Origin of the sequence: Paraburkholderia sp. BR10936, assembly GCF_040965735.1 — a bacterium.
In the GTDB taxonomy this organism is placed as follows: domain Bacteria; phylum Pseudomonadota; class Gammaproteobacteria; order Burkholderiales; family Burkholderiaceae; genus Paraburkholderia; species Paraburkholderia nodosa_A.
Genome location: NZ_JBFRCM010000010.1, coordinates 33,684 through 53,612 on the forward strand (window position 1 = coordinate 33,684; position 19,929 = coordinate 53,612).

Below are 19,929 nucleotides of genomic sequence, written 5' to 3' on the forward strand. Positions count from 1 at the left end.
GGCTTACTGGGCTTGCGTCTGCGAGGCGTGGCGATGGCCATGACGCGCGCCGGAGGCCGCGCCGGCCCCTGATGCGCCTTGCGCGCCCGCGGCTCCCGACGCTCCCGACGCTCCCTTAGCGTGTTGCGGATGCTCGGCGGGAATCGTGATCTTCGCGCCTTCGCGCAGACGGTCGGAGCCGTCGGTCACGACGCGCTCGCCCACGGTGAGGCCCGAGGCGATGCTGGTGCGTTCGGCATCGACGGGGCCGACCTTCACGAGCCGCACCGTCACCGTGTTATCGGGCTTCGCGACATAGACGTACTGCCCCTGTGAGCCGTTGAGCACGGCCGAAGTGGGCACGATCACGGCGTCGTGGATCGTATCGACGAGCAGGCGCGCGTTCACGAACTGGTTCGGAAAGAGCCCCTGCTCATGGTTCGTGAAGCTCGCGCGCAGCTTGACGGTGCCCGTGGTGGTGTCGATCTGGTTGTCGATGGTCTGGAGCGAGCCGGCTTCGAGCAGCGTCGTGTTGCTGCGGTCGTAGGCCGTGACCGACATTTTCGTGCCCGCGCGCAGCTGCTTCATGATGGGGGGCAGGTTGTCCTCCGAAGTCGTGAAGATCACGCTGATCGGCTCGAGCTGCGTGAGCACGACGATGCCGTTGGTGTCGCTGGGCGTCACGTAGTTGCCCGGATCGACCTGGCGCAGGCCCACGCGGCCCGAGACGGGCGCCGTGATGCGCGCATAGGTCAGGTCGAGCTTGTAGGTATCGACGCTGGCCTGATCGGACTTGACGGTGCCCTCATATTGCTTGACGAGCGAGGCCTGGGTGTCGACCTGCTGGCTCGCGATCGAGTCTTGCGAGAGCAGTGTCTGGTAGCGCTTGAGGTCGAGGCGCGCCGTGGCGAGCAGCGCTTGGTCGCGCGCGAGCTGGCCTTCGGCGTTGGCGAGCGAGATCTGGTAGGGGCGCGGGTCGATCTGGGCGAGCACGTCGCCCTTTTTCACCATCTGGCCTTCCTGGAAGTACACGTCCTGAAGCGTGCCGGATAGTTGTGTGCGCACCGTGATGTCGGCAAGCGGCGTGACCGTGCCGAGCGCGGTGATGACGATGGGCATGTCGCCGGCCTTCGCCGTCGCCACGCTCACGGGCTGCGGCATGTTGGCCATGGCGCCCGGACCGCCGCGCCGCGCGTGAGCGCCGGCCGCCGGTGCGGCGTTGCCGCCCGAGAGCGCCTTGTTCCACGGCTGCCAGCGCGCGAGCACGATGCCGGCGATCACGATGACCACACCCAGTGCGATGAACTTGCCCTTGCCGCGCCTCGCGGCGACTTGAGCGGGGGACTGCGGCGTCGTGTCTTTACGGGGGGAATCCGGGCGCTTTTCTTGTTGATCCATCGGTCAGGTCGGTAACAGGTTCTCGAAGCGGGGTTCTCGAAGGCTCTTGGCGGAGCGCACTACAGGGGGCCGGCCGCGAAGCGCTTGCACAAGCGCGCCGCAGCGCATGGTGCCGGCGCAGCGGCGCGCGCCGATGCCACCCAGGCCGTGCGCTAGCAAGATGTCAGGACGCGCCGCGCTGCGGCCCGGGTGCCGCGCCATGCGCTCACGGGCATGGACGGCGTCGCTGGCGGCTGGCTGGCGTGACGGGCGAAGGGCGGCGGCGCGGCTGGCCCTTGCCGCCAAAAAGCATGATGCTACGTTGCCCCCTTCGTTACAGTCCAGTGCCGTTTCTTTCGAGACGTTACGAGCGTTACACCCTTCGAGTGCTTTTTGTAAGGCGCAGCCGCTCGTGTTGTCAGGTCGCGTGGGGCAGGCGCAGGGCGCCGCCGATTTCGTCGACGACGTGCGCAACGCATTCGCGCATCAGCGGCACGACGTGGCTGACGAGCCACTCGCGCGGGCACTGCTGCGCGGCGCCGCCGCAGTTGATGGCGTAGATCTCGCCGTTGGGACCCGCGAACGCCGTGGCGATGGCGTTGAGCCCTTCGTACCATTCGCCGATCGCGAGCCCGTAGCCGTGGGCGGCGGTCTCGGCGAGCGCGGCGTCGAGACGGCTGCCGAAGACGCCCCAGTCGTTGCCGGTCGAAGTCTGCAACGCGGCGGTGAGTTCCGCGCGCGCGTGCGGGTCGAGCGCGGCGAGGTAGGCGCGTCCGACGGCGGTGCGGCCCATGTCGATGCGCGAGCCGACCTCGAGGCGCGTGACGAGCACGGCGGTGCGCGGGCGGATCGCGTCGATCACGACCATGTCCAGACGGTCGCGCACGGTCAGGTGCACCGAGAGCGCGGTGCGCTCGGCCAGCCGCGTGAGAAACGGCCGCGCCCGGCTGCGGATGTCGGCGTTGCGCAGGAAGCCGTTGGACAGCTCGAGCACCGACGAAGTGAGCACGAAGCGTTCGCTGTCGGGCAGCCGGGCGAGAAAGCCCGTGCTCACGAGCGTGCCCGTGAGGCGCGAAAGCGTGGGCTTGGGAATGCCCGTCAGTTCGGTCAGTTCGCGGTTGCTGAGCGGCGCGTCGGCGGCCGCGACGCAGCGCAGGACGGCAAGGCCGCGCGCGAGCGCCGTCACTTCGTCGGCGCCGCCGTCTTTATCTCGCGGAGCGTCTTCAGGAAGGCGCGAATCGGGTGCGGAAGTCATTGGCGGGACAATTTTCCGAAACAGGATTTCAGTTTTGAGATTTCGCGCGAGGCGTTACAAAGTCAGCGCGGGCGTGCCGCGCGATACAGCCGTTTGCGTTCGATCAATGCGGCGCTCCCTAAATTAGGGCGCTAATTCTCAGACGATTGTAATGGATGCCAGAAGCTCGACGATTGGCGCATTTTGGCGAGATTTTGCTTGACTTAGTCAGCATGTAGGTAAAAAATGGAATGCGATTTCGGCAATCCGCCTCGACCCGCAAAATTGCGGGGTTTTAATGTGCCATGCGGTATGCAATTCGCATAATTGCGCATCTTTTTCCGACGGCACGGCGCATCCGAATACCGGCTCTCAGGTTCTAGCACGGCCCTCGGAATGGCTAGAACTTTTCAAGGCGCCACGTGCAAACGTGGCGCTTTTTTTTCCGCCGGCTCCAAATCCACGAACGTGCGCCAGGCGGCCGGTCAGGCGACCTCGCCGCTATAGCGCTCCCGCAACTCACGCTTGAGCACCTTGCCGATCGGGCTGCGCGGTAGGGCGTCGACGATCACCACGTCGGCAAGCCGCTGCATCTTCGCCAATTGCCCGTTGGCCCAAGCGGCGAGCGTGACGGCGGTCAATGCCGAACCGCGCCGGAGCGTGACGAACGCCACCGGCGTTTCGCCCCAGCGCGCCGATGGAACGCCAACCACCGCGGATTCGGCGACTTCGGGGTGTCGGGCGAGCACCTGTTCCAGATCACTTGGATAGATGTTGAAGCCGCCCGAGATGATCATGTCCTTCTTGCGGTCCATCAGCACGAGGAAGCCGTCTTCGTCGAAGCGGCCGACATCCCCGGTTCGAATGAAGCGCCGCCCATCGCCGTCGTACCACTCGGCTTGCGCCGTCTTGTCCGGTTGCCGGTAGTAGCCGGTCATCATGGCAGGCGAGCGCCCGACGATTTCACCGGCTTCCCCGGCGGCGACCTCGCGTCCGTCGGCATCGATCAGGCGCATTTCATGGCCGTTCAGCGGGCGGCCAACGGTGTGCAGCTTGTCGGGAAACTCGTCCGCGCAAAGCTCGCATGACGCGCCGCCTTCGGTCATGCCATAGAACTCGGTGAGTTTGCCCGGCCACCTGCGCAGGGCGTCCGCCTTGAGGGCCGCCGCGAACGGCGCGCTCGTGCAGAACTTCGAATGGAAGCTGGACAGGTCGTAGTGATCGAAGTCCGGATGGCCGAGGATGCGTTGGTATTGCACCGGAACCAGCATGGTGTGCGTGACGTGCTTGCGCTCGGCAAGCTCGAGATATTGCTTCGCATCGAACTTCGGCATGAGGACGACCGTTCCGCCGAGCGCGAGCGTCGGGAAGAAGCTCACCAGCGTGGTGTTCGAATAGAGGGGCGTCGCAATCAAGGTGATGGCGTGCGGCCCGTATCCGCGCTCGAGGCTTCGCAGCGTATAGGCGTAACGCATCGCGTGCGACTGGACGATCCCTTTGGGCGCGCCCGTCGTGCCGGACGAGTAAATGATGTTGAACGCCCACTCCGGCCGAATTTCCACGTGCGAGGGCGCGGCGCCCACGGGCGCGAGCCACGCATCGAATTGCCCGGCTGCACCGATGTCGACGACGCGCAGCGCAGGCGGCAGCGTGACGCCCGCAAGCAACTGGCAAACCGCCGCATCGGCGAAGAGGATTTGCGCCCGCGAGTTCTCCAGCATGGCGACGAGGCTGTCCGCATGCGTGGAGGGCGACAGCGGGGCGACCGCGAGTCCTGCCCGGAGCGCGCCGAAGAAAACGGCGGCATAGGGGATGGAACTCGACGCACAAATGGCCACGACGTCTTCGGGTGCCAGCCCGTCACGCTGCAGCGCGGCCGCACAGCGGTCGATCAGCGCATCGAGCGCGGCGAACGTGACGGTCTCGCCTTCGCAGACAATGGCCGCGCGCGCGCCGTGTTCCGCCGTGCGTTGGCGAATCATGGCGGTCAAGTCGACGAACGGGGAGTCGGGGGACTGCACGGACATGGCCTCATACCTCACTGGAAAGATGTCTTCGCGGGCGTGATGCAGTTCTCTTGCGCAATGGTCTCCCTTTTGATGGGCGCGCGGGCACGCTTCACGGTTTGTGAACGTGCGTTCGATTCTCGGGCTGGTCATTGCGCCAGGCAACGACAATTTTGTTGGACAGACCGTCAAGGCGACTTTGACAGTTCGCCCCCAAGGACCGCAGCGTCATGTAAACCGACCTACGTCCCCTTTCTGCCATACCATCGCTCATCACCCGTTCGATGGAGTCGCACATGCTCTCCGAAGAGGAACTGGCGTTGCTCGACGCCATCCGCGAAACCGGCAGCCTGTCGCGCGCGGCGGCACGGCTGAACAAGGCGCCTTCCACGATCTCCCATGCGGCGCGCCAACTCGAGGCGCGCTTCGACGCGCTGCTCTTCGACCGCCGGCGCTACCGGCTGCAGCTCACTCCAGCCGGGCATCTGCTCGCCGAGGAGGCGAGCCGCCTGATGCAGGACGTCGCGCGCATGACGCAGCGCGTGCGCCAGGTCGCGAACGGCTGGGAAGACCGCTTGTGGATCGTCACCGACGAGATTCTCGAATTCGAACTGCTCATGCCGGTGATCCGCGACTTCGACGCGCTGCAGTCGGGCGTCAAGCTGCGTTTCACGCACGAGGTGCTTTCCGGCACCTGGGAGGCGCTGCGCGACGGCCGCGCCGATCTCATCGTCGGTGCGACCAACGAACCGCCCGCCATCGACGGCCTGCACTGGTTCGAACTCGGCGTGATGGAGTGGGTGTTCGCGGTGGCGCCGCGCCATCGGCTCGCGCGCGAGAAGGCGCCGCTCACGCGCGAGCGCATGCTGGCCGAGCGCGGCGTGGCGGTCGGCGATTCGGCACGGCTCACGCCGGGCCGCGGCTACGGGCTGCTCGGGGGGCAGGAGGTGCTGGCGGTGCCGTCGATGCGCGCGAAGATCCTCGCGCAGCGCGAGGGCCTGGGTGTCGGCTGGGTGCCGCGGCGGCGCGCGGCGAAGCTCATCGAGCGCGGCGAACTGGTCGAGAAGGTCACGGCGAACCCGCGCGAGCCGAACATGCTTTACGTGGCGTGGCGCGGTGAACACGTGGGACGCGCACTGCAATGGTGGATCGACCGGCTGGGCGAGCCGCGTCTTGCCGGGCGCCTCGTGGACGGAATCGAGGTCACGGGCTGAAGCCGGCTGCCCGTGCAAAACGTTCGACAGCTTCGAACGTTTGCGCCAAAACCGTCGTACGGCAGAAAGCGCGCCGCCCGGCAATATGGCATCACAGTCTCAGATCGAGACTATCCCCTTCAAGGAGAACGTCATGAACCGCTTTGCAAACAAAACTGTCCTCGTCACCGGCGGAACCAGCGGTATCGGCCTCGCTGCCGCACAGGCCTATGCCGCCGACGGCGCGCACGTCATCGTCACGGGCCGCGACGAAGCCGGCCTCGAAGCCGCGCGGCGCGCGCTCGGCCCGAACGCGCACGCGTGGCGCAACGACGCGGCCTCGATCACCGGCGCGCGCGAGCTGGCCGCCGCCGTGCGCGACGCCGGCCTGCGCCTCGACGCGGTGTTCATCAATGCGGGTGTGGCGAAGCTCGCGCCGTTCGAGCAAGTGGACGAAGCGCTCTGGGACGTCACCTTCGACACCAACGTGAAGGGCGCGTACTTCCAGATTCAGTCGCTCCTGCCGGTGCTGAACGACGGTGCGGCCATCGTGCTCAACGGCTCGATCAACGCGCATATCGGCATGCCCACGTCGTCGGTGTATGCGGCGAGCAAGGCCGCGCTGATCTCGTTCGCGAAGACACTTTCGGCCGAACTGCTGCCGCGCGGCATTCGCGTGAACGTGGTGAGCCCCGGGCCCGTGAAGACGCCGCTCTACAACAAGTTCGGCATGGATGCCGCCGCGCTCGCGGCGGCCGAGGAATCGATTCGTGGGCTGGTGCCGCTCAAGCGCTTTGCGACGGCGGAAGAGATCGCGTCGACCGTGCTGCATCTGAGCGCGGCGGAGTCGGCCTTCATGATCGGCACCGAAGTGATCGTCGCCGGCGGCATGGGCCAGCTTTGATGATCCGTTAGTGATGCGTACGGAATGCGGGCGGCAGGGCGCCGCCCGCGTGAGCGTACTGCGCGTCGGTCAGGAAACCGTTTCGCGTTCCGGCGTGGCCGTGATCTTGTGGATCGACAGGTCGGTGCCGTTGAATTCCTGTTCGCGATCGATGCGCAGCCCAACGAATTTGCGCAGCAGGCCGTACACCACGAGCCCGCCAAGGAAGGCGATCGCGATGCCCGCAATCGTGCCGACGATCTGCGCGCCGAGCGAGACGCCGCCCAGGCCGCCGAGCCAGCGCTGGCCGAAAACGCCCGCGGCGATGCCGCCCCATGCGCCGCACAGGCCGTGCAGCGGCCACACGCCGAGCACGTCGTCGATGCGCCAGCGGTTCTGCACGCAGGTGAACATATAGACGAACAGCGCGCCGGCAACCGCCCCCGTCACGAGCGCGCCGAGCGGATGCATGATGTCCGAGCCCGCGCACACGGCCACGAGCCCCGCGAGCGGCCCGTTGTACGTGAAGCCCGGATCGTTGCGGCCCGCGAACCACGCGGCGAGGGTGCCGCCCACCATCGCCATGAGCGAGTTGACGGCAACAAGACCGCTGATCTTGTCGATGGTCTGCGCGCTCATGACGTTGAAGCCGAACCAGCCCACCGCGAGCACCCATGCGCCCAGCGCGAGGAACGGGATGTTCGAAGGCGGGTGCGCGGCGATGCGGCCGTCGCGCGTATAGCGGCCGTGGCGCGGCCCGAGCAGCAACACGGCCGGCAGCGCGATCCAGCCGCCGAACGCGTGGACGACTACCGAGCCCGCGAAGTCATGGAACGGCACGCCGAACACGTGCGTCATCGCATCCTCGAAACCGAGGCGGTTGTTCCACACCATCCCCTCGAAGAACGGGTAGATGAAGCCGACGATCACGAAGGTCGCGAACAGCTGCGGATTGAACTTCGAGCGCTCGGCGATGCCGCCCGACACGATGGCCGGAATGGCCGCCGCGAAGGTGAGCAGGAAGAAGAAGCGCACGAGCGCGTAGCCGTTGTGCTCGGCGAGCACGTCCGCGTGCGAGAAGAACTGCACGCCGTAGGCGAGCGTATAGCCGATGAAGAAGTAGGCGATCGTCGAAATCGAAAAATCGACGAGGATCTTCACGAGCGCATTGACCTGGTTCTTCTTGCGCACGGTGCCGAGTTCGAGAAACGCGAACCCCGCGTGCATGGCGAGCACCATGGCGGCGCCCAGCAGCAGGAATAGCGTGTCGGTGCCGGTTTTTAGATTGTCCATCTGGCGTACCCAGTTTGCCCAAAATGGCGCATAGTGAGCAAGATATGGGCCAGCTTCAGCGCCAAACTGGTGAATTCGCAGCCAAAGCAGGCGTCAAGCCGGTGCGGCCGTGCACCGATGCGGAAAAATGGCAGGCGCCGTATCGCCGGTGCCGGTGCTGATTTCCGGGGCGTATGCACCATGTTCCGGCACAATCCCGGGGCTTCCGCGCAAAGGTGGGGAACTCGCGCGCCAAGTTAGGGCGCTTAATTCGATTTTCCTTTCCGCATCAATGGATTGTCGGCGAATCGAAATCCTCTCGCGTTTTCGCGAGGATAAATTTCGGGCGCACATAGGGCGCAAACGCCGACATAATGGCCGGATTGCCACTTCACGCACGTCCGGTCGCCCGGTACCCGCCACGCAATGCGCCTCACGACCAAAGGGCTTCTGCTGATCGCGATTCCCGCCGTGTTCGAACTGAGCTTGCTGTCGGCCATCGTGAAGGCCGAGACCGACGCCGCCGCCGCGGAGCGCTGGGGCCAGCACAGCCAGGCGGTGCTGGCGCAGGCTTCGCGCGTGCTCGAACCGGTGCTGGTCGAGTCGGTCAAGCTGCGCGGTGCGGTGGCGGCCAACGACACGAGCTATGCCACGCCGGTCTCGATGTGGATGGACGTGGACCGCCGCATCGACCGGCTCGTCGATCTCGTGGCCGATAATCCCACACAGGTCGAGCGCGCCGTGCAGATTCGCCACGCCGTGCAGAACTATCGCCAATGGTCGGACCGCGTGCAGGACCTCTTGCGTTCTGGCCGCCGCGCCGACCTGGCCGAGCGCTTTCGCGCGCTCATGGCCGCCGACGTGCTCGACCGCGTGCGCACGCAGATCGTCTCGTTCCAGACCGAGGAGCGCCGCCTCGACGTATTACGGGTGTCCGCCGCCGAAGCGGCGCGCGCCCAGCAGCAGACGCTCGTGATGACGGCCGTGCTTGGTTCGATCGTGCTGGTTGCGCTTGCCGTCTGGGTCTTTACGCGCGGGGTGCGCGGGCGGCTCGATGCGCTTTCCGACAACGCGAACCGGCTGGCCGCGAACGAACCGCTTGCGCCGCTCACGGCGGGCAACGACGAAATCGCCGAACTCGATCTCACGCTGCACCAGATCAGCCAGCGGCTGATCGAAGCCGAGCGGCTGCGGCTCGGTTTTCAGGCCGACCTTGCACGGCGCGCAGACCAGCTCGCGCGCATCAACGAAAACCTTCGCCAGCAGACTCAGGAAAACGAGATGTTCATCCACGGCGTGTCGCACGATCTGCGCGCGCCGCTCGTGAACCTGCAGGGCTTTTCGCGCGAGCTCAATCACGCGTGCAACGACCTGCGCGAGCGTATCGCGCATTCTTCGCTCTCGCCGCAGGTGCGCGCGCGCATCGAGCGCACCATCAACGAGGATATCGGCGAGGCGCTGCGCTATCTGCAAACGGCGGTGCTGCGCGCATCGCACATCATTGACGCGCTGCTGCGGCTCGCGCGCGCGGGGCGCGTGGAGTACCGGCGACAGCGTATCAGTGTGCAGGAACTGGTGCAGCGCGTGGTCGACGCGATGCACGCGTCGATCCGCGCACGCGGCGCGCAGGTGAGCGTGCAAACGCTGCCCGACGTATGGGGCGACCCTACCGCGCTCGAACAGGTGTTTGCAAACCTGATCGGCAACGCGCTCAGCTATCTCGATCCGGCGCGCGACGGGCGCGTCGAGATCGGCACGGCTCATGCACCGCCGGGCGTGGAGTCGCTGCAGATTTTCTATGTGCGCGACAACGGGCTCGGTATTCCCGAGGTCGGCCTGCCGCGGCTCTTTCAGGCGTTTCAGCGCATGCACGGCAACGTGGCGCCAGGCGAGGGCATCGGGCTCGCGCTCGTGCGCCGCGTGGTCGAGCGGCACGGCGGGCGCGTGTGGGTGGAGTCGACGGAAGGCGAGGGGACGACGTTCTATCTGTCGCTGCCCGATGCGCTTGCGGTCGCGCCGCCGTTGCCCGGCGACGCGGAGCAGATCATCAGCGCGCTCGAACGCGCGGAGCGCTCGGAGGCTTCGCCCAGTAGCCTTGCGGAATAAGGTGCGGGCGATGGCGCGGGTGGCGCGAATGCGAAGGCAAGCGAGCGAAGCGAATCGCAGGCGGCACCTGCAACGGCGTTGCGACCACCGGCAGGCGCTTAGACGTCCAGACAAGCGCGCTCTATCGGAGCTGCCCGAATTGGCGGCTGGCGCGCGCGTGGATCAGCGCTCGCTCACGGCTCGATGCGCGTGCCGAGGAGCACGAGGAACTGGCGCAGCCATTCGGGATGGGCGGGCCACGCCGGCGCGGTGACGAAGGGCGCGTCGGTCACGGCGCTGTCGATGGCGATGTCGGCATATTCGCCGCCCGCGAGCCGCACCTCGGGCGCGCAGGCCGGATAGGCCGAAATGCGCTTGCCGCGGATCACCTCGGCCGCGGCGAGCAGCTGGGCCGCATGGCAGATCGCCGCGATGGGCTTGTTCGCCTGGGCGAAGTGACGCACCATCTCGATGACCTTCGGGTCGAGGCGCAGATATTCGGGCGCGCGTCCCCCTGCGATGGCAAGCGCATCGTAGCTGGCGGCGTCGATTTCGTCGAAAGTCGCGTTGAGCGCGAACTGGTGCCCCGGCTTTTCGGTGTAGGTCTGGTCGCCCTCGAAATCGTGAATGGCGGTCTTCACGCGCTCGCCCGCCTTCTTGCCGGGGCATACCGCATCGACGCGGTGGCCGACTGCCTGCAGCGCCTGGAACGGCACCATCGTTTCATAGTCTTCGGCAAAATCGCCGGTGAGGAACAGGATCTTCTTGACGGCCATCGTTTGTCTCCGGAGGTGGACGGTGGAACAGATCGTGCGCGTGGGCAGTCTACTCCATCATGTTTGACGATTTCGCAAAGCACGGCGTCGCGGGCGCCGCACTGCACACCATCGACTGGCGGCGCTACGTGCCGGGCCGCGATGCGAGCGCGCTGGCCGCGTTGTTCCGCGCGTCCGTGACCACGCTCGCTGCCTCGTTCTACGACGCGGCGCAGCGCAGCGCGTGGGCTGCGGCCGCCGACGATCTCGCGGACTTCGACGCGCGTCTTTCTCGCGGGGTCACGCTCGTGGCGTACTGTGACGGCGCGGCAGCGGCGTTCGGGCAGCTCTTTCCGCTCGATCACGTCGAGATGCTTTACGTCGCGCCGGTGTGGTCGCGCCGCGGCCTCGCGACGCTGTCGCTGGCGCGGCTCGAAGCGCTCGCGCGCGAGGCCCGCTCAACGGTATTGAGTGCCGACGCGAGCGCGGTGTCGCGGCCGATTTTCGAGCGCGCGGGCTTTTCGCTCATTTCGTCGGAGTCGGTGTTGCGCGACGGCGTATCATTGCCGCGTTTTCATCTATGCAAGCCGCTTCATGCGGCGAATTTTTCAGGATGACCATGTATTCGAAGGTTTCGACGCAAAGGCTGACGCTGGTCTCCCTGCTTGTGTGTGCGGCGCTCGCCGGCTGTAACAAGCACGATGCTTCCGCACCCGATCTGAGCAAGCAGTCCGCCGACGCCGTGAAGCAGGCCACGCAGGACGCCGCCAACCAGGCCGCGCAGCAGGCTGCGCAAACGCTCGACAAGGCCGCGAGCTTCGTGAACCAGCAACTCGGTGCAGCGCAGCAGAAGCTCGATTCGGCGGCCTCGCAAGGTCAACAGGCGAGCGCGTCCACGGCCGAGCTGGCTTCGGCGGCGCAGGGCCAGTTGCGCGGCGCGGCAAGCACGGCGCAGGCCTTGCTCGGGCAGGCCGCCGCGGCCACCGGGACCGGCTTGACGAGTGCGGGGCATTCGTTGCAGCGCTGGGCGAGCAACGCGGCCGCGTCGGCGCCGGCATCGGATGCCTCGAAGTAAGGCCGCAGCCGTGCGGGCCGCGGCTGACCGGTTGACGCTACGAATTAATGTAATTATGATGGTTACACTTTTTGACGCGCGTGGTTCGAACCATTCGTGCGCCGCACAGCAGTGGCAGGTTTGCCGTGAATACGAGTAGCCGTTTCGCTTTTGCCGTTCACGTGCTCGCGCTGCTGGCGCAGCAGGAGGGCGTGCCGCTGTCGTCGGAGATCATCGCGGGCAGCGTGAACACCAATCCCGCGCTGATCCGCCGGCTCCTGTCGATGCTTGCCAGCGCGGGCCTCACGTCGTCGCAACTGGGCGCGGGCGGTGGCGCGCTGCTCGCACGCGAGCCGCAGGCGATCACGCTGCTCGACGTCTACCATGCAGTCGACGACGCGCAGTTGTTCGCCATGCACCGCGAGGAGCCGAATCCGGCCTGCCTCGTCGGGCGTCACATCCAGCAGACGCTGCGCGGCGTGATCGACGACGCACAGCGCGCCATGGAGGCGTCGCTCGCCACGCGCACGCTCGCGGACGTCGTCGACGACATGACGCGCAGCGAGCGCAAGCTCGAACGCGCGCGGGCGCGGCGGGCCTGAGCGGGCTGCGCGCAAGCAGAATCATCAGCGGGGCATTGCCCCGTTTTTTCACCCCCGAAATGTAACTTCGTTAGTTACATAATTACGGAAAACAGGAGTCAGTTCATGAGCAAGACGCTGAAAATCGCCCTCTTTGGCGCAACCGGCATGGTCGGTTCTCGCATCGCCGCCGAAGCGGCGCGCCGCGGCCACCAGGTGAGCGCGCTGGTGCGCCAGCCCGAGCGCGTGGCGGCCGCACCGAACGTCCACGCGGCGAAGGCCGATCTGCTCGACGCGGCGAGCGTCGCAGCCGCGGTGCGCGGTCACGATGTGGTGGCGAGCGCCTATGCGCCGCCCAAGGATCAGCTTGGCGACCTGCTGGTCGCGAGCCGCGCGCTCGTGGAAGGCGTGCGCGCCGCGGGGCTCGAGCGTCTCGTGGTGGTGGGCGGCGCCGGCTCGCTGGAAGTGGCGCCCGGCAAGCAGCTCGTCGATACCGAAGGCTTCCCCGACGCCTACAGGGCGATCGCGCTCGCCCATCGCGAGGCGTTCGACTACTACCGTACCGTCACCGACATCGACTGGACCTTCTTCGCGCCGGCCGCGATCATCGCGCCCGGCGAGCGCACGGGCACATTCCGCACGGGCGCCAATACGCTGATCGCCGATGCGAAGGGCGAGAGCCGCATTTCTGCCGAGGACTACGCAATCGCCTTCGTCGACGAACTCGAGCAGGGCCGCTTCATTCGTCAGATCACAACGGTGGCCTACTGAGGCGCGACGCGGCGCGTCCTGCGCGCTGACAAACTGTTACGCACGCGCGCGGCGCGGCGAGGTGGAGTGCGGCTAAACTGGAACGTCCTGTTTTTGCCCCTCCGCCATGAATACCAGCATCGGACGCGATGGCGCGGGCGCCGGGCCGTCGCGCGTGCGCATCGACCCGGCGGATCGTGCACTTCTTTCACGCGCCGCGTCGGCGCGCCCGGGTCTACGCCCGTTCCTGCGCGCACTCATGCTCCTCGCATGCCTCGCGGCGTGCCTTGCCGCGCCGCTGCGGGCCGCCGCCCAAGCCGCGCCGGCGCCCGTGCTGCCGGTGCTCAAGAGCATCATCACCGGGGCGCCGGCGGCTGCCTCGGGGGCTTCGGCGGCCGAGGCGGCCTCTGCGCCGTCACCGGCGAGCCAGGCCGAGTTCACGCGCTCGCTCGACAGCGTCATCAATACGCTCGACAACGAGCGCCAGCGCACCGCGCTCCTGAATCAGCTCAAGAAGCTGCGCAGCGCGTCGCAAAACGTGGCGCCCGCGCCCGCTTCGGGCGCGGCGGCGAACTCGGCGGGGCTGCTGGGCGCAATCGCATCCGGGCTCGCCTCGGTCGAGGCGGACGCCCGCCGCGGCCGCAGTCCGTTTCACTACTGGGCGGGGCGCTTCAGGGCAGCCGGCGTCGAGCTTTACGACATCGCCTCGGGCGGAGAAGGCGAAAGCCTCGGCCGCATCGTGTTCGATCTGTTCGCCATGCTGGCCGGCTGGGGCGCATGCGCCGCGGTGCTGCGCTGGATCGAGCGGCGGCTGCTCAGGCGTTTCGATGTCGAGACCGGCCTGCGGCCCGATCCCCGCACCATCGATCTGCTGATTTTCGTCGTGCATCGCGCGGCGCCGTGGATCGTGGCGTTCCTCGGCGCGCTCGTGGTCGAGCGTTCGCTGCCCGACGCGCTCGGGCGCACGCTCGCCCTCGTGATCGCCTACGCGATCGTCGCGGGCGCGGTGTTCTCGTCCATCTGCCTGATCATGTTTTCGCTGTTCGGTTCGGGGCACCGGCGCGCGGCCGTGCGCCTGCTGATCGCGCGCTCGCGCCGGCTGCTCTTTGCGATCGGCGTGCTGGCCGCGCTCGGCGACGCCGCGACCAATTTCGAAGTCGCGCGCCAGCTGGGCGCGAACACGGCGGCACTGGTGAGCACCGCCGCGAACATGGCGGCCGCAGTGCTGACTGTGGTATTCGCCTTTGGTTTCCGGCGCCCGGTCGCGCATCTCATCCGCAACCGCAGCTATTCGCTGCGCCACGGCCACAAGGCGCTCACCGAAGTCCTCGACGTGCTCGCCTCGCTCTGGCAACTGCCGATGCTGCTGCTCGCCGGCGCTTCGATCGTCGCCACGTTCGGCGGGATCGGCAGCCGCGACGACGTGCTGCAGATTTCCGTGGTCTCCGCGCTCCTGCTCGTGCTCGCGTTCTTCCTCTCGGCGGTCGTGCTGCGCATCACGCGCCCGAACCCCGCGCGCGTGCGGCGGCGCTCGCCGTATCTGCGGCGCCTGCTGCGCTTTGCCGGCACGCTGCTCGTGGTGTTCATCTGGTTCGCGTACTTCGAATCGTGCGCACGCCTGTGGGACATTTCGCTCGCCGCGATCATCGAGGCGAGCGTGGCCGCGCGCGGCATCGCGCACGCCATTTTCGCGATCGTGTCGACGGTGTTCCTCGCGTGGCTCGTGTGGATCACGGTCGATACTGCGATTCTCGAAGCGCTCAATCCGAGCGGTCCGCGCACCAAGGGCCGCGCGCCCAGCACGCGCGCGCGCACCATGCTGCCGCTCGTGCGCAACGCGGTGCTCGTGACGATCCTCACCATCACCGGCATCGCCACCGCGGCGAATCTCGGCATCAACGTCACGCCGCTGCTCGCCGGCGCGGGCGTGATCGGTCTCGCCATCGGCTTTGGCGCGCAGTCGCTCGTGGCCGATCTCATCACCGGTCTGTTCATCATCATCGAAGAGACGATTTCGGTGGGCGACTGGATCGACATCGACAACGGGCATGCGGGCACGGTCGAGCATCTGTCGATCCGCACCGTGCGGCTGCGCGACGGGCAGGGCGCGATCCACGCGATTCCGTTCTCGCAGATCAAGATCGTGAAGAACCTTTCGCGCGATTTCGCGTTCGCCGTGTTCGAAGTGCGCGTGCCGTTCTCGGTCGATCTCGATACGGTCACGCGCATGATTCGCGAGACCGGCGCGGAACTCGTGGCCGACTTCCGCTATCGCCGCGAGATACTCGGGCCCGTGGAAGTGTGGGGGCTCGACCGGTTCGACCCGAACTGGATGGTCGTGAAAGGGCAGATCAAGACGCGGCCGCTGCAGCAGTGGAGTGTGGCGCGCGCGTTCAATGCGCGCCTGAAGCGCCACATGGACGAAGCCGGCATCGAGATGCCGGTGCCGCAGATGCAGGTGCACATGTCCTCGCGCGGCGGCGATGTCGAGGAGCCGCATGGTCATCCGCATCCGCATGGCGTGCACGTGGGCGGCGGCGTGGCACGCGATGCCTCGCACGAGCCGCGGCCCGCGCCGCCGCCGACGGCGGGCCCCGAGGGCGCACCGCCCCAGATTCCCACGGCGGGCAGCCGCGGCTGAAGGTCTGCGCCGCTCAGTTCAAACTCAAATCACCTGTGACGCCTTCGATGGATAGGGGCCAGTCGCGTTAAGACACGAGCGCCGTCTTGCGCACGAGCGGCAGCACGTCGTTGACCTGCGTTGAGATGTGCTCGGCGGCGACGCCGTAGACATGCAGCGAGACGGCCTGCGCGTCGCTGCCGTTCGACAGCCGGTGAATGCTGGTGCGCCCGCGTCCGCCGAACGACACCGCGCCGCTCGCGCGCGGATGCGAGCGCATCACGTCGGCGCCCTGGCGTGCGTCGTCCCACGCGTAGAGCGTTTCGGTCAGCGTGCCGTCGAGCACGGCGTAACCGCACCAGGTGTGATGCGCATGGATCGGGCTCGCGTGGCCCGGCTGCCAGACGAGCGCCGCGACCGTGTAGCGGCCGCGGCTGTCGGCCGCGATGACATGACGCCGATACGTCTGCGCGCTGCCTTCGCGCTGCGCGGGAGTGACGAGCGCCGGATCGGCGAGCGCGCGCGTGAGCGCCGCGCGCAGGCCGCGCGCGAAGCGGGCGCAGCGCGACGGGTCGCCGGGCGTCGCGCAGGCATCGAAAGCGGCGTCGAGCGCGGCGGTGAAGCCGGCGAAGGCGGCAACGTGCTGCTCCGCGGTGTGGAAGGCGCTCAGCAGGGCGAGTTCGGCAGGGGCGTTCATGGCGTGTTCTTCTTCCGGTTTCTACAAGAAGATTTATAGCCGTTCGCGCCTGGAAAGCGTTTTCCTATTCTTTTCCCGTTTGCCCATCGTGTAGAATAAATTTCTACGCCTCGGGGAGTGCGGAAATGGATCTCATCGACAGAAAGCTGGTTGAGTTGCTGCAGCAGGACGCGACCATGCCGGTCGCGGAGTTGGCGCAGCGCGTCAATCTTTCGCAAACGCCGTGCTGGAAGCGCGTGCAGCGCCTGAAGGAAACGGGCGTGATCCGCGCGCAGGTCGCGCTGTGCGACCCGCGCAAGCTCGGCGTGGGGACGACGGTGTTCGTCGCCGTGCGCACGAACCAGCACACCGAGGCATGGGCGCAGACCTTCACGCGCGCCGTGCAGGAGATTCCCGAAATCGTCGAGGCGTATCGCATGAGCGGCGAGACCGACTATCTGCTGCGTATCGTGGTCTCCGATATCGACGACTTCGACCGCGTCTACAAGCAGCTCATCCGCGCCGTGCCGCTGTTCGACGTCAGTTCGAGCTTCGCGATGGAGCAGCTCAAATATTCGACGGCGCTGCCGGTGCGCAGCGGCATCTAGCGGCATCTGGCGGGACCCCGCGGCTCGCGCCGCAAGCCGTCTGCAAGGCATGGCGGCGTAGAATGCCCGTTCCTGTCATCCAACTCGAGGCTGGGCACGACCGATGAACGAACCGCGCAGGAAGAACCCCACTGTCGGCGTTGCCGTGCTCATCGTCGTGGTGGTGCTGTTCGTGATCGGCACCGTGCTGTTCAACGCACTGAAAAGCAAGCGCGAGTACGACGAGACCGTGGGCGCCGGCGCGGCGCACGCATCCGCGAGCACGGCCGCGTCGCAAGCCGGCGGCTCGACGCAGTGACGCGCCGGGCCGTTTTCTTCTTATTCCTCCGGTAGCCGGATGATGCTCGCGTCCCGGCGAATCAACCAGGACGCCGTGATCATCTGCTTGCACTGGTGGGCGAGCAGCTTGAGTTCCTGCGGCAGTTCCGCCGAGGCGCCGAGCGCGCGCTCGGCTTCCACCACCATCGCATCGAGTTCGCGCGTGAGCTGCTTCGTGATGTCGGCCTGATCGGCGGGCGCAGGCGTGCCCGCTTCGGCGGCGACGAGGTTCTCGCGCACGCACGACAGCGCGCGCTCGAGTGCGTCGAGCTTGACCTCCGGCTGGTCGGGCCGCGCCGTGCTGCGCAGGAGCGGGGCGGTGGCGGTGATCTGCGAGGCGAGCACGTGGCTGCGCACGAGCAGGTCGTTGAGCTCGGGCACGAACTTCTGCGCGGCCTTCGGTTCGAGCATCATGCGCTGGAACGCCTGGCCGAGATTCGCGAATGCCACGTGCACGTTCTTGCGCGCGAGCCGGTAGCGGAAGTCGCGCGCGAGCGACGGTGCCGCTGCGGCTACGCTCGCCGTGGCTTGCGCGGTCTGTGCAGCGGTTTTCGCGCCCACGGCCGACACGGGCGAGCCGGGAGCGCCGGCGGTGGGCGAGTCGTCGAGGGTCGCGGCGGCGGCTGCGGGTTCGTCGATGACGCTCGCCGCGTTCGCCGAAGCGCTCGCCATGGCGCTCACGCTGCTCGTCACCGGATTCGCCACGCCACCCGCATCGCCTGCGCGCGTCGCCGCCGGCGCTGCATGGGCGGCCACGCGCGCGCCGGCCTCGCTCACCCCGGCCCCCGCGAACGCCGGCTGCGGCGCGCTCGTGCGCCCGCTCCACCACCAGCTCGCTTCGAGATAGCTGCGCGTCGCGGCGATCATGTCGTGCACGAGCTTGCCCATCAGGCGGTATTCCCAGTACGGAAACAGATGGCTCGCGGCGATGGCGATCATGCAGCCCACTACCGTATCGATCGCGCGCTCGCCGATGATGCGCATGCTGCCCGGCGCGAGCAGATGGAACATCAGGAGCACATAGGCCGACGTGAACACCACGCTCGCCGTGTAGTTGAAGAGCAGGAGGCTGTAGCTCATCACCATCGCCGCGAACATCGAGACGAGCAGCACGAGCGGCTGCTTCACGAGCAGGATCAGCGCGATGCTTGCGATACAGCCGATCAGCGTGCCGACGATACGCTGCGCGTTGCGCTGGCGCGTGAGCGAGTAGCCGGGCTTCAGGATGATGATGCTCGTCATCACGATCCAGTAGGCGTTGGTGAGTGGCAGAAGCCGCCCGAGCCAGAAGCCGACCGCCACGGCGATCGTCACGCGCAGCGCGTGGCGAAAGCTAGGCGAGGCCATCGTGAGATTCGAGAAGATCTGCAGCCAGGACACGCGGCGGTTCGTCACGAAACGTGTGAGCGCTTCGTCGATGCGCAGTTCGGTTTCGGTCGTCGGCACTTCGCTCGCGAGGCTGCGGCGCATGCGGTCGATCAGGCGTGTCGCGCTCCAGATACGCCGGAACGACGCCGAGATCGCCGCATAGGCCTCCGGGTCGGTCGCGGCCAGGTCGCGCTTTTTCAGCAGCTCGAGTTCGTATTCGATGGCGCGCAACTCGGCTTTGACATTCACGCTCGCGCGCGGCGCCTCGTTCTGCAGCACTGCAAGGCCGATGTCTTCGAGATCGGCGGCGGCCTTGCGGATCAGGTCGCGGTAGAACACGAGCAGGTCTGAGCCGCCGAAGGTGTTGCGCACGAGCGGGTAGTCGGTGTGTGCGCCCACGAACAGCTCGTGCAGATCGACCGTGTTGATGAACAGGTTGAAGTGCATCGCGCGCCGCGCATCGACCTTGCCGGCCCTGAGCTTGGGCAGGTTGCGCAGCACGATGTCGCGCGCCGCGTCCTGACGCTCGACGGCGGCGATCTGCTTCGCGACGAGGTTGCGATAGCACTCGTCGAGATCGTTGTCGAGGTCGAAGAACTGGGCGCGCGCGCGCAGATAGTCGGCGCAGGCGAACACGCTTTCGGCGAGCGCCTGCTGCTCGATGCGATCGAGCATGAGCTGGCTGATCATGGTCGACCACGCCGTGTACCAGAGGCCGCCCAGCAGGATCCACAGCGCATTGACGAGCGCGAGGTGCGGCGTGAAATGCTCCTCGAGCGTCATCACCATCATGAAGAGGGTGGCGAAGCTGATCTGCGGCCACCGGTTGCCGTAGACCACGATCAGCGAGAGCACGAAGGTGAGCGGCACCACGGTGGCCCAGAGCGCGACGGGGCTGAAGGTGGCGAGGCCGGTCGCGTAAGCGGAGAGAAACCCGATTACGCTGCACGCGAGCATTTCGTTGCGCTTGTACTTGAGTGGCCCCGGCATGTCGACCACGCAGGCGCCGAGCGCGCCGGTCGAGATGGTGAAACCCAGCTCGCTCTTGTGAAGGACGAACAGGCACAGGACGGCCGGAAGCGAGATGCCGATCGCGATGCGCAGGCCGCCGTAAAAATACTGGCTATAGAGGAACTTCCTGATTTCTACGGAGTAGCGCATCGACTGCCG

The 19,929-nt window shown here is 67.1% G+C and carries 17 protein-coding genes; 10 read left to right on the forward strand and 7 right to left on the reverse strand.

Annotation, left to right across the window (positions count from 1 at the left end):
* Positions 1-3 precede the first annotated feature (3 nt).
* The 3 genes from AB4Y36_RS21020 to AB4Y36_RS21030 form a co-directional block, all read right to left on the reverse strand.
* Positions 4-1,377 carry an MdtA/MuxA family multidrug efflux RND transporter periplasmic adaptor subunit gene (locus AB4Y36_RS21020; RefSeq protein ID WP_368683996.1) on the reverse strand — a complete coding sequence of 458 codons (1,374 nt, stop codon included), beginning with the start codon at positions 1,375-1,377 and terminating at the stop codon, positions 4-6.
* A gap of 397 nt (positions 1,378-1,774) precedes the next feature.
* Complete coding sequence (locus AB4Y36_RS21025; RefSeq protein WP_342945586.1) at positions 1,775-2,611, reverse strand: IclR family transcriptional regulator; 837 nt, start codon at positions 2,609-2,611, stop codon at positions 1,775-1,777.
* 464 nt (positions 2,612-3,075) lie between these two features.
* Positions 3,076-4,617 carry a class I adenylate-forming enzyme family protein gene (locus AB4Y36_RS21030; RefSeq protein ID WP_368683997.1) on the reverse strand — a complete coding sequence of 514 codons (1,542 nt, stop codon included), beginning with the start codon at positions 4,615-4,617 and terminating at the stop codon, positions 3,076-3,078.
* Between the two features lie 275 nt (positions 4,618-4,892).
* Here AB4Y36_RS21030 and AB4Y36_RS21035 point away from each other — a divergent pair, with 275 nt between their 5' ends.
* Together AB4Y36_RS21035 and AB4Y36_RS21040 are read left to right on the forward strand one after the other, a co-directional pair.
* Entirely contained in the window at positions 4,893-5,810 is a 918-nt protein-coding gene (locus AB4Y36_RS21035; RefSeq protein ID WP_368683998.1) for a LysR family transcriptional regulator, read from the forward strand.
* Between the two features lie 133 nt (positions 5,811-5,943).
* On the forward strand, positions 5,944-6,693 hold the full coding sequence (locus AB4Y36_RS21040) for an SDR family oxidoreductase (RefSeq protein ID WP_368683999.1): 750 nt from the start codon (positions 5,944-5,946) through the stop codon (positions 6,691-6,693).
* A gap of 69 nt (positions 6,694-6,762) precedes the next feature.
* On the opposite strand, the gene AB4Y36_RS21045 is transcribed toward AB4Y36_RS21040, so the two are convergent.
* Complete coding sequence (locus AB4Y36_RS21045; protein WP_368684000.1) at positions 6,763-7,965, reverse strand: ammonium transporter; 1,203 nt, start codon at positions 7,963-7,965, stop codon at positions 6,763-6,765.
* 405 nt (positions 7,966-8,370) lie between these two features.
* Here AB4Y36_RS21045 and AB4Y36_RS21050 point away from each other — a divergent pair, with 405 nt between their 5' ends.
* On the forward strand, positions 8,371-10,050 hold the full coding sequence (locus AB4Y36_RS21050) for an ATP-binding protein (RefSeq protein WP_368604089.1): 1,680 nt from the start codon (positions 8,371-8,373) through the stop codon (positions 10,048-10,050).
* 173 nt (positions 10,051-10,223) lie between these two features.
* Here the strand turns inward: AB4Y36_RS21050 and AB4Y36_RS21055 are convergent, their stop codons facing one another.
* Complete coding sequence (locus AB4Y36_RS21055) at positions 10,224-10,805, reverse strand: DJ-1/PfpI family protein (protein ID WP_069267890.1); 582 nt, start codon at positions 10,803-10,805, stop codon at positions 10,224-10,226.
* A gap of 59 nt (positions 10,806-10,864) precedes the next feature.
* On the opposite strand from AB4Y36_RS21055, the gene AB4Y36_RS21060 reads away from it, so the two are divergent.
* From AB4Y36_RS21060 to AB4Y36_RS21080, 5 genes are all read left to right on the forward strand, one after another.
* On the forward strand, positions 10,865-11,401 hold the full coding sequence (locus AB4Y36_RS21060; RefSeq protein WP_083245542.1) for a GNAT family N-acetyltransferase: 537 nt from the start codon (positions 10,865-10,867) through the stop codon (positions 11,399-11,401).
* 2 nt (positions 11,402-11,403) lie between these two features.
* Positions 11,404-11,859, forward strand: a complete 456-nt coding sequence (locus AB4Y36_RS21065; RefSeq protein WP_069267889.1) for a hypothetical protein — start codon at positions 11,404-11,406, stop codon at positions 11,857-11,859.
* A gap of 125 nt (positions 11,860-11,984) precedes the next feature.
* Positions 11,985-12,440 (forward strand): Rrf2 family transcriptional regulator, encoded by a 456-nt coding sequence (locus AB4Y36_RS21070; RefSeq protein ID WP_069267928.1) that lies wholly within the window; start codon positions 11,985-11,987, stop codon positions 12,438-12,440.
* Positions 12,441-12,545: 105 nt separating this feature from the next.
* The gene (locus tag AB4Y36_RS21075) at positions 12,546-13,190 is read left to right on the forward strand and encodes an NAD(P)-dependent oxidoreductase (RefSeq protein WP_368604090.1); all 645 of its coding nucleotides are present in this window, start codon (positions 12,546-12,548) and stop codon (positions 13,188-13,190) included.
* A 238-nt stretch (positions 13,191-13,428) separates the two neighbouring features.
* On the forward strand, positions 13,429-15,810 hold the full coding sequence (locus AB4Y36_RS21080) for a mechanosensitive ion channel domain-containing protein (protein WP_342946000.1): 2,382 nt from the start codon (positions 13,429-13,431) through the stop codon (positions 15,808-15,810).
* Positions 15,811-15,877: 67 nt separating this feature from the next.
* Here the strand turns inward: AB4Y36_RS21080 and AB4Y36_RS21085 are convergent, their stop codons facing one another.
* A complete protein-coding gene (locus AB4Y36_RS21085) occupies positions 15,878-16,486 on the reverse strand; it encodes a cysteine dioxygenase (protein WP_368684001.1) in 609 nt (202 codons plus the stop codon).
* Positions 16,487-16,611: 125 nt separating this feature from the next.
* On the opposite strand from AB4Y36_RS21085, the gene AB4Y36_RS21090 reads away from it, so the two are divergent.
* Together AB4Y36_RS21090 and AB4Y36_RS21095 are read left to right on the forward strand one after the other, a co-directional pair.
* Complete coding sequence (locus tag AB4Y36_RS21090; RefSeq protein ID WP_368604092.1) at positions 16,612-17,073, forward strand: Lrp/AsnC family transcriptional regulator; 462 nt, start codon at positions 16,612-16,614, stop codon at positions 17,071-17,073.
* 103 nt (positions 17,074-17,176) lie between these two features.
* Positions 17,177-17,371, forward strand: a complete 195-nt coding sequence (locus tag AB4Y36_RS21095) for a hypothetical protein (protein WP_069267885.1) — start codon at positions 17,177-17,179, stop codon at positions 17,369-17,371.
* 20 nt (positions 17,372-17,391) lie between these two features.
* On the opposite strand, the gene AB4Y36_RS21100 is transcribed toward AB4Y36_RS21095, so the two are convergent.
* Positions 17,392-19,920 (reverse strand): FUSC family membrane protein, encoded by a 2,529-nt coding sequence (locus AB4Y36_RS21100; RefSeq protein WP_368684002.1) that lies wholly within the window; start codon positions 19,918-19,920, stop codon positions 17,392-17,394.
* Between the last annotated feature and the right edge of the window lie 9 nt (positions 19,921-19,929).